Source organism: Desulfobacula phenolica (genome assembly GCF_900105645.1).
Classification (GTDB): domain Bacteria; phylum Desulfobacterota; class Desulfobacteria; order Desulfobacterales; family Desulfobacteraceae; genus Desulfobacula; species Desulfobacula toluolica.
Genome location: NZ_FNLL01000026.1, coordinates 1 through 9,230, shown reverse-complemented (window position 1 = coordinate 9,230; position 9,230 = coordinate 1). Strand labels below are relative to the sequence as shown.

7 protein-coding genes are annotated in these 9,230 nt (G+C 44.0%); 5 read left to right on the top strand and 2 right to left on the bottom strand.

The features are described 5' to 3' along the window. Window positions 1-223 (bottom strand): transposase (locus tag BLT94_RS21085; RefSeq protein ID WP_139169096.1); only part of this gene is annotated, 223 nt, incomplete at its 3' end. A 178-nt stretch (window positions 224-401) separates the two neighbouring features. After that, window positions 402-986 carry a helix-turn-helix domain-containing protein gene (locus tag BLT94_RS21080; protein ID WP_092238598.1) on the bottom strand — a complete coding sequence of 195 codons (585 nt, stop codon included), beginning with the start codon at window positions 984-986 and terminating at the stop codon, window positions 402-404. A gap of 600 nt (window positions 987-1,586) precedes the next feature. On the opposite strand from BLT94_RS21080, the gene BLT94_RS21075 reads away from it, so the two are divergent. The 5 genes from BLT94_RS21075 to BLT94_RS21055 form a co-directional block, all read left to right on the top strand. Then, window positions 1,587-3,530, top strand: coding sequence for an aldehyde ferredoxin oxidoreductase N-terminal domain-containing protein (locus BLT94_RS21075; protein WP_092238595.1), 1,944 nt, complete (start codon window positions 1,587-1,589; stop codon window positions 3,528-3,530). A gap of 9 nt (window positions 3,531-3,539) precedes the next feature. After that, a complete protein-coding gene (locus tag BLT94_RS21070) occupies window positions 3,540-4,097 on the top strand; it encodes a 4Fe-4S dicluster domain-containing protein (protein WP_092238592.1) in 558 nt (185 codons plus the stop codon). A 27-nt stretch (window positions 4,098-4,124) separates the two neighbouring features. Then, window positions 4,125-5,276, top strand: coding sequence for a (Fe-S)-binding protein (locus tag BLT94_RS21065; protein ID WP_092238590.1), 1,152 nt, complete (start codon window positions 4,125-4,127; stop codon window positions 5,274-5,276). Window positions 5,277-5,310: 34 nt separating this feature from the next. Then, window positions 5,311-8,388 (top strand): CoB--CoM heterodisulfide reductase iron-sulfur subunit A family protein, encoded by a 3,078-nt coding sequence (locus tag BLT94_RS21060; protein ID WP_245743211.1) that lies wholly within the window; start codon window positions 5,311-5,313, stop codon window positions 8,386-8,388. 116 nt (window positions 8,389-8,504) lie between these two features. Further along, the coding region (locus BLT94_RS21055; RefSeq protein ID WP_092238587.1) for a hydrogenase iron-sulfur subunit at window positions 8,505-9,230 on the top strand (726 nt) is incomplete at its 3' end.

Below are 9,230 nucleotides of genomic sequence, written 5' to 3'. Positions count from 1 at the left end.
TTTGATAAAGACGGTCTCGCTCAATTTCGGCTTCTTTGGTTTGTTTTGCCTTGCTATTGCCAAAAACCAATGGCAGGGCTTCTATGGCTTCCTTTTTCCACCGATTTACAAGACTAGCATGAATGCCGAACTCAGAGGCTATCTCATTGACAGTTTGATTTCCTTTTATGGCTGCCAATGCGACCTTGCTTTTTAATTCTTTACTGTAGTTTTTTCGTTTCAAAATATCCCCTTTCTGGACTGTTATATTTTATCTTAACACATTGTCCAGTTTTCGGGGTCCACTATAAGATAATCCTATTATCGCTGCAAAGATAAGTAAAAATGAATGGTTTTTCATTGTTAAGCTCCTTTCTTGTTAATAATTTGTAAATATTTATTTAAATCTGTTTTTCTAAGGGTTACTTCTCTTCTTGTTTTTTTATTCCAGTAGCGTTAATGCTTAACATGTAAACAGTTTCATCTCCGATCAGTTCTAATTTGTGTGGAACAGACGAATCGAAATAAACACAATCCCCTTTTTCAAGGATGATTTCATCACCCTTGTAAAGCAACTTTAATTTCCCTTGAAGGATATAATTAAATTCTTCCCCTTTGTGCGAAAAGTCATATCTCTGTTTACTATCCGGCTCTATTCTCACAAGAAAAGGATCCATTATTTTATTTTTCTTTTCTATGGAAAGAGGCGTGTATGTGTAACCGTAAGAGTTTTTTTGAGCTACTGGCTTCAATTCTATATTTTTATTTGCTGCTATCTTGGGATTTCGAAAATTTTTAGTGTCCTCGAAAAATTCTCCAACACCCACACCCAGCGCGTCAGCTATAAGAGCCAACGTAGATACAGCTGCTGTCTTTTTCCCGCTCTCAATTAAGGAAATATAGCTTCTGGCTAATCCTGATCTTTGTGCAAGAGTCTGCTGATCAAGACCTTTAGATATGCGAAATTCCTTTAATTTTTGTGATAGTTTTTTTAATAAGTTACTCATATTACCTCCTAAGTGTTTTTTACAATAAATTATTTTACGTTGTCAAGCACTAAAATAAATTTTCATGTTACTGTCAGTAACATGAAAATTTAACTATGCTCTAATTGAGCAATCAGTAAATCCATCAGCATACCCATAAGAGCTTTGTAATGCCTTGTCATTTTAAATAGTGCGCCTTAAAACTCAGGTGTAATATATTTAAATTTTGTTACTTTTAGCAACGAAAAATAAATATATTGTTTGGACATATTCCAAAATTCAATAAGTATTTGAATGCTTAAATCAGAAGCAACCGCAGGTCCTCTTCAGCATTTGCTTTCCATGTATCGTTTTAGCCTCGTTACAAAGAAAAAAAGATGGATGAGTCCACAAAGATAATCAAGTTGATTTAATTGTAAATATTTTTCAATGTATGTTGAAAAAAAATTTCAACCCTTTAACAATTTTATTGTTTAACTATCTAATTTAAAACAAATAATATGATGGCACTAAATTTGCTATGACAACGTATTAAAATATAAACGCCAACAAAAAAAATAATTATCAATTTGGTGGCTAAAAAATTATTAAATATTTTAAAATTAATAGAAGGGACTAAAAATGAGGTATGCAGAGACAGGGTTAAATTTAGAAATTGATCTATCCCGAGGAAGCATTGAGAAGGTCGAAACCGACCCGAGAGATACCGAACTTTATGTGGGTGGCCAGGGAAGTGCTGCCAGGATCTTATTTGAAAGAGTTCCACCTGAAGTAGACCCCTTTTCTCCTGATAATTTGCTGATATTCAGCAGTGGTCTTTTGCATGCCACACCTGTCCCTGGTGCCAACCGTGTTGCTGTGAACACGATTTCTCCCCAGACTAATTTAATGTCTCATTCACTGATGGGCGGATTTTTCGGGCCGGAAATGAAGCATGCCGGTTATGACAAGATCATCATACGTGGCAAGGCGCAGGATTTGGTTTATCTGTACATAAACAATGACACCGTGGAGATCCGGGATGCCTCTCATCTTAAGGGTAAAGGCACTACAGAAACCGGTGCTATTCTCAAAAAGGAGTTGAAAGATGATAAGGTCCAGGTGGCGGCCATTGGCTTAGCAGGTGAAAACAGGGTTTATATGGCATCTATTGATCATGGTTTCTCCAGTGCAGCCCGGGGTGTCGGTGTGATCATGGGGGATAAGAAGTTAAAGGCGATTGCAGTCCGCGGCACAAAGGACATCAATATCGCCCATCCGGCCGAGTTGTTTGAAAAATGTATGGACCTGCACAAGTATATTGCCGGAAGCGATGGCTGCGGTGACTGGATGGCATATACTGAGGATGACAGCTTCCATCATGATCATTTTGCCTGGGGTAACGCACGTACGCGGAGAAAAGGGTTTTGGAACAAGGAACTTGAAGAAAGATGGACGAAATTAAAACTGGATCACATGGATCGGATGGTGAGTTGTTACAATTGCCCTAAAGATTGCCGCACCGTGATCAGCATGCCGGGAAAAAAACGGTTCGGGTATAAGTGTTACGGAAAAGATACATATCATATGGCAGCCTTTAAAGAACTGGATTTTACCTATGATATACTGGGTATTGCCCAGGAATACGGACTGGATTCATATTCCACGCCCCAGGCCCTTGCGTTTGGGGTTGAATTGTACGAGGCCGGAATCCTGACAGATAAAGATATGCCTGATTTTCCGGAAGACAGTGGGGATCGAATCTGGTATCTGATGGAAAAAACCGTTCGCCGGGAAGGCATTGGTGATTATCTGGCCGACGGTGTTTCTCATGCCGCCCGCAGGATAGGCATGGGTGCGGAGGCATACGACCATAACACCGTTAAAAAATTTGAGCAACTGCCCACCAAATTGGGAAAGGTAAACCTGGCCTTTTTCCTTATGCTCGCAACGGGTGAAAAGATGAGTATTACCCAGATTGAAGGATCCTTCCCTCAAGACCCTCTGCCGACTATGGAGCAAAGACAAGAATTTGTGAAAAATTGGACAGCCACACCGCACGATAAGTTCAAAGAATATTTTTTAAATTGGGAAAAACGCAATGATATGTCCAGTCAGGCATTTTGCGACATTGTCGATTGGAATGAGGCGATGCATTATATTGATGATTCAACCGGGTTGTGCGGTTTTCTATCTTCCTTCAGAGGCCAGTTCGGCGGTAGTGTGCCCTATGATATTCATAACATACCAAAGCTTATTTCCCTTGCTACCGGAATCGATATGGACGAGGAAAAACTCTGGAAATGTTTTCAACGGAACCGGACACTGATCAGAAGCTTTAATGTAAGAAGAGGTCTAAGAAGAAAAGATGAAAGACCCCCTGAGGATCACTGGGCGGTAAGAGATGAGGAAAAAGAGCAAAAGCTTCTCAGCGAGTATTATGCCTTTAAGGGGTGGACCGAGGATGGTATTCCTCTCAAAGAGACATTGGACAAACTAGGGTTGCAATATGTGAGCGAAGACCTCCTTAAAAGGGGAATCCTGACAGATGATGAAACTATTTCCGCCAACGAAACTAAAGCTTAGGGGGTAACCGTGAAGGGTGGGTCGAAAACTAAAGTTATTAAAGAGATAAAAGTTGATATCAGCAAATGCACGGGTTGCAGGTCATGTGAGATGGCATGCTCTGCGTTTCATGCCGTGCCGAGATATAGCAGTCTTAATCCGTCAAGGTCACGGATCCGTGTGTACATGGATGAAGTCAGGGACTTGTATGTTCCCATTCGTGCCGGTGGATATACTCAATCTGAATGTAATGGAAGAAACCTTTATGTCATAAACGGTAAGGAATACTCCGAATGTGCTTTCTGTCCGGCTTCGTGTCCGTCCAGGGACTATTTCAAAGAACCCGACTCCGGGCTTCCGCTGAAATGTGACATGTGTGAAGACGAGACTTCTTCATCGGAACCGATGTGCGTTGTGGCATGTAAGTTTGATGCACTGACCTACGAAGAGAGAGAAGAGCCGATGCAGGAGAATGAAGTCCCTGCCATCGAAAAGCAGGTGGAATTGAAGGTTGCATATGAATCATTAGTGAAAAAACATGGTACAAAGAAGCTAATGGAAACCTTTTTCCAATTATCAAAAAATTAAAACATTAAAAAAGGATAATTAAAGATAATGGAAACAGTCGCTCCCTTCAAAGAAGTATTAGATGAAATAAAAGAGGCTGGTGGAGATATCTTCCGGCTCTGTTTTCAGTGCGGATTGTGTGATACCGTCTGCCCGTGGAACAGGGTGAGGCAATTCAGCATGCGTAAGACCATTCGCGAGGCCACATTCGGTCTGACTGAAATTGACAGCGAAGATATCTGGAGATGTACAACCTGCGGGCGCTGTCCTGATCGTTGCCCAAGGGGTGTCAAACAAATAGACATCAATGTGTCCTTGCGCAGGCTTGCCACTGAATATGAGGTATTTCCTGCATCTGTCCGTTCCGCCCGTACTGCAAGGGCCAGCCTGATTTCCGAAGGCAATCCCCTGCAAGGAGATCGAAAAAAACGCTTTGACTGGGCCAAGGATCTGCCGGTGAAACCTTTTACCGGGGAAATGGAAGTATTGTATTTTGTCGGATGCTATTTGAGTTATGATCCGCGCATGAAAAAGGTTGCAGTTGCAACAGCCAATATCCTTAACAAAGCAGGTGTGAAATTCGGGATATTGGGTGATAAGGAAAGTTGCTGCGGGGAAAGCATCCGCAAGACAGGCAGTGAGGAAGTGTTTCAGAATCTTGCCAAGGAAAACATTAAGACCTTTATTGATAAAGGCGTAAAGAAAATTGTTGTTTCCTCTCCCCATTGCTATCACACTTTTAAAAATGAATATCCTGAATTTATGGTGAACTTTGAGGTCATCCACATCAACCAATATCTATTGGAGCTGATCAATGACGGACGGCTTGAAATTAAAGGGGAATTTGCAGGTAAAGTGACCTATCATGATCCCTGTTACCTGGGTCGTCATAACAATATATATGATGAACCCCGGGATGTGTTGAAGAAAATTCCCGGACTGGAACTGGTGGAGATGAAGGATCATGGCCGTGACAGCCTTTGCTGCGGCGGTGGCGGCGGCAGGATCTGGATGGATACGCCCAAAGAGGAACGATTCTCCGATTTGAGACTGGAACAGGCCAAAGATGTAGAGGCCCGGGTTCTTGCAACATCCTGTCCATACTGCATCACCAACTTTGAGGAAAGCCGCCTTAACCTGGAGTATGAAGACGTTATGGAGATTAAAGATCTTACGGAGATTATCCAGGAAGTGATTTAGGCAATCAAAGAAACCTGAAAAAGGATATAGAGAAGTGGAAAACGAATCAATAGAAGGACTGGAGTTTAACAGTCCAACAGAGAATAATCTTATAGATGTCATGGTCGTAGGTGGGGGAATCAGTGGTATTCAGGCCGCTCTTGACCTTGCCGGCACTGGTTTCAGGGTTTATTTGGTGGATAAGTCACCTGCCATTGGCGGAAAGATGTCCCAGCTTGATAAGACCTTTCCCACCAATGACTGCTCCATGTGTATTGAGTCTCCCAAGTTTATTGAATGCAGCAGGCATCCCAATATAGAGATCCTGACATACACCGAGGTTGAGAGTATCAAGGGGGAGGCAGGCGACTTTCGGGTGACCCTGGTGAAAAAGCCCAGGTACATCATTGAAGAAAAATGTACGGGATGCAATGTCTGTGTCGAGTACTGCCCGGTCAAGATTCCCGATCCGTACAACCAGAGCCTGTCCAACAACAAGGCAATTCATATATATTTTTCCCAGGCAGTACCGCTGATCACCTATGTAGATCCTGACGCCTGCCATTATTTTGATGAAGAAAAATGTAATATCTGTGTTGGTGTCTGTAAGAATGATGCCATTGATCTTAATCAGCAGGAAGAAACCCAGGTTGTTAATGTCGGGGCGATCATCATGTCCCCGGGTTTTGAGGTGTTTGATCCGGGATTGAGAAATGATTACGGCTACGGCATCATGCCGAATGTGGTCACCAGCCTTGATTTTGAGCGTATTCTATGCTCCACCGGTCCCTATGACGGTGAAATCAGACGTCCCTCGGACATGAAACATCCCCACAGAATCGCCTGGATTCAATGTGTGGGTTCCAGACAGGTCAATGATGGTGGCAATTCTTATTGTTCCGGGGTTTGCTGTGCCTATTCACAAAAACAGCTTATTCTGGCAAAAGACCATCATGCAGATATCGAGGCCACTGTATTCCATAATGATGTCCGGGCGTTCGGCAAGGATTTTGAACGGTTTTACCAGCGGGCGTCAGACCTGCCTGATGTCAGATTTATCAGAAGCTATGTGTCCATTGGAAGGGAGATCCCGGAAACTAAAAATGTAACCATTAGATACTCCACTGTGGATGAGGGTGTAAAAGAGGAAGAATTTGATCTTGTAGTATTGTCCGTGGGAATGGCACCGCCTAAGGATGTTGAAGAGATGGCTGCAAAGTTTGGTGTTGAACTCAATGACCATAAGTTTTGTAAAACCAATCCGGTCAATCCCATTGAAACCACCCGTCCTGGAATCTTTGTCAGCGGTGCTTTTATGGGTCCCATTGATATTCCCGAGTCGGTTATGGGCGCCAGCGGGGCGGATGCCCTTTGCAGCCAGCTGCTTGCTTACCGCAGGGGTGATTTGGCAAGAGACAGGGTTTATCCTCCGGAAAGGGATGTCTCTCAAGAAGAACCCAGAGTCGGTGTTTTTGTCTGCCATTGCGGTGCAAATATTGGAAGGGTTGTGGATGTTCCAGGTGTTGTAGAATATGCAGCCTCACTGGATAATGTGGTTCATGCCCAGGAAAGCCTTTTTGCATGCTCCACGGATAATGCACAGCAGATTTCAGATACGATCCTGGAAAAGGGACTCAACCGGGTTGTTGTTGCCGCATGTACGCCCAGAACACATGAACCCCTGTTCAGGGATACCTGCCGTGAGGGCGGGTTGAACCAGTATTTTTATGAAATGGCCAATATCAGGGAGCATTGCTCCTGGGTTCATTCCAAGGAACAGGACAAGGCCACACAAAAAGCCAAGGAAATTGTTCGGATGTCGGTTTGCAGGGCAACTCTTCTGGAACCCCTGCAGGAATTTGAACTGCCGGTCAATAAGACCGGATTGGTGGTCGGCGGCGGTATAGCCGGTATGACCAGTGCCTTGAGCATGGCTAACCAGGGATTTAAAGTTCATCTGCTGGAAAAGCAAAAACAACTGGGGGGAGTGGCGCGAAGGATTCACACCACTTTGGAAGGCGTACAAGTTCAGCCCTATCTTGATGATTTGATCAGCAAGGTATACAAGCATCCTCTGGTCAGTGTATCCCATGAGGCAACCATCACGGATGTTTCAGGCTATATTGGAAATTTTGTCACCACGGTGAAAACCGAGGGACAAATCAAAGTGATAAAACACGGGGCTGGTGTTCTGGCAACCGGGGCGGATGAATATAAGCCCACTGAATATCTTTACGGGCAAAATGATCAGGTTCTCACACAGCTGGAGCTGGAAGATAGGATCGCCAAAGAAAACAAAGACATTGCCGATGCTCAAAGCCTTGTGATGATTCAATGTGTCGGCTGCCGCCAGGAAGATAAAAATTATTGTTCCAGAATCTGTTGCAGCCATGCTATCAAGAACGCTTTGAAACTCAAACAGATCAATCCGTTGATGGATATTTATATTTTATTCCGGGATATGAGAACCTATAGGTTCAGAGAAGATTATTACCGGAAGGCGTCGGATGCCGGAATTCGGTTTATCCGCTGGGATACGGATGACAAACTCCAGGTGGAAGCCCTTGAAGAGGGCGGTAAATCCATATTACGGGTAACCGTGGCTGATCCTGTCCTGGGTCAGCGTCTTGAACTGGATGCGGATTTCCTTGCTTTGTCCGTGGCGGTTGTTCCGTCGGAAGGCAGCATGGAAGTTGCCCGCTTGTTCAAAGTTGCAACGAACCCGGACGGTTTTTTCCAGGAAGCCCATGTGAAATTAAGGCCGGTTGACTTTGCAGCCGACGGTCTCTTTTTGTGCGGAATCGCCCATTATCCCAAGCATATGACCGAAACCATAAGCCAGGCATACGGTGCTGCCGGCCGGGCCATCAATGTTCTCAATAGGGATGCTGTCGTAGCCTCCGGTGCGGTTTGTGATGTAACCGAGAGTGCATGTGAAGCCTGTGGCGCGTGTATTTCAGTGTGTAATTATGATGCGATAACGTTTCATGATACACCAAAAGGCAAAAAGGCCACAGTAAATCCCATTCTCTGTAAAGGGGACGGGCTTTGCAATACAAAGTGTCCGACTGGGGCAATTTCTCTGAAGCATTTTACCAATAAAGAGATCATGTCCCAAATTGATGCGGCCTAAACCTTTTGCTGAATTGGAGTGGCGGTGCCGCCCCCTTTTTTTGACGGTACCGCTTCCTATAATTTCACGAATAACAATGCAGTGATGACTGCTGTAGGAGTGAGATAAGAATTAGAATGAGTAAAGGACAGGATTTTAAACCAAGTATTTTAGGTTTTTTATGCAATTGGTGAGGGTACTCCGCTGCGGACCTAGCTGGAGTTTCCAGACAACAATATACGCCTGATATTAAAATTATTCGTGTCATGTGTACCGGCAGAGTCGACCTGTCATTTATATTCCGGGCTTTTTCAAAAGGAAAAGACGGGGTGTTTATCGGCGGTTGCTGGCCCGGTGAATGTCATTATATTACCGAAGGAAATTTTTCTGCATTAAGCACGAAACATATCGCTGGAAAATTATTGGAAATGATCGGGTTGAATCCCGAAAGATTAAGATTGGAGTGGATTTCTGCTTCTGAAGGAAGCCGTTACGCCGAGGTGATGAATGATTTTTCCAAGACTGTTCGAGAGTCAGGAGCTCTTGGTGCTGGTGAAGGAATTGATCCCGAGGAATTAAAAGCCCGGCTTGATGCTGTTGAGCAGCTTATACCTTATATAAGGCTGGTGGAAAGGGTAAGATTGAGAATTCCTCTGAAATCTGTGGAAGAATATGATGAATTTTTCACCAGTCCTGCATTTGACAAGCTTTTCAAAGAAACGGTTGTGGATAAGTATGAAATCAGCCGGATTATGGGTCTGTTGAGGGAAAAAGCCTGTACGCCCGGTGAAATCACAAAAAGCCTGGGCATCAATCAGTCTGACGTATCACGGCATCTTAACCTGGCGGCCAGACAGGGATTA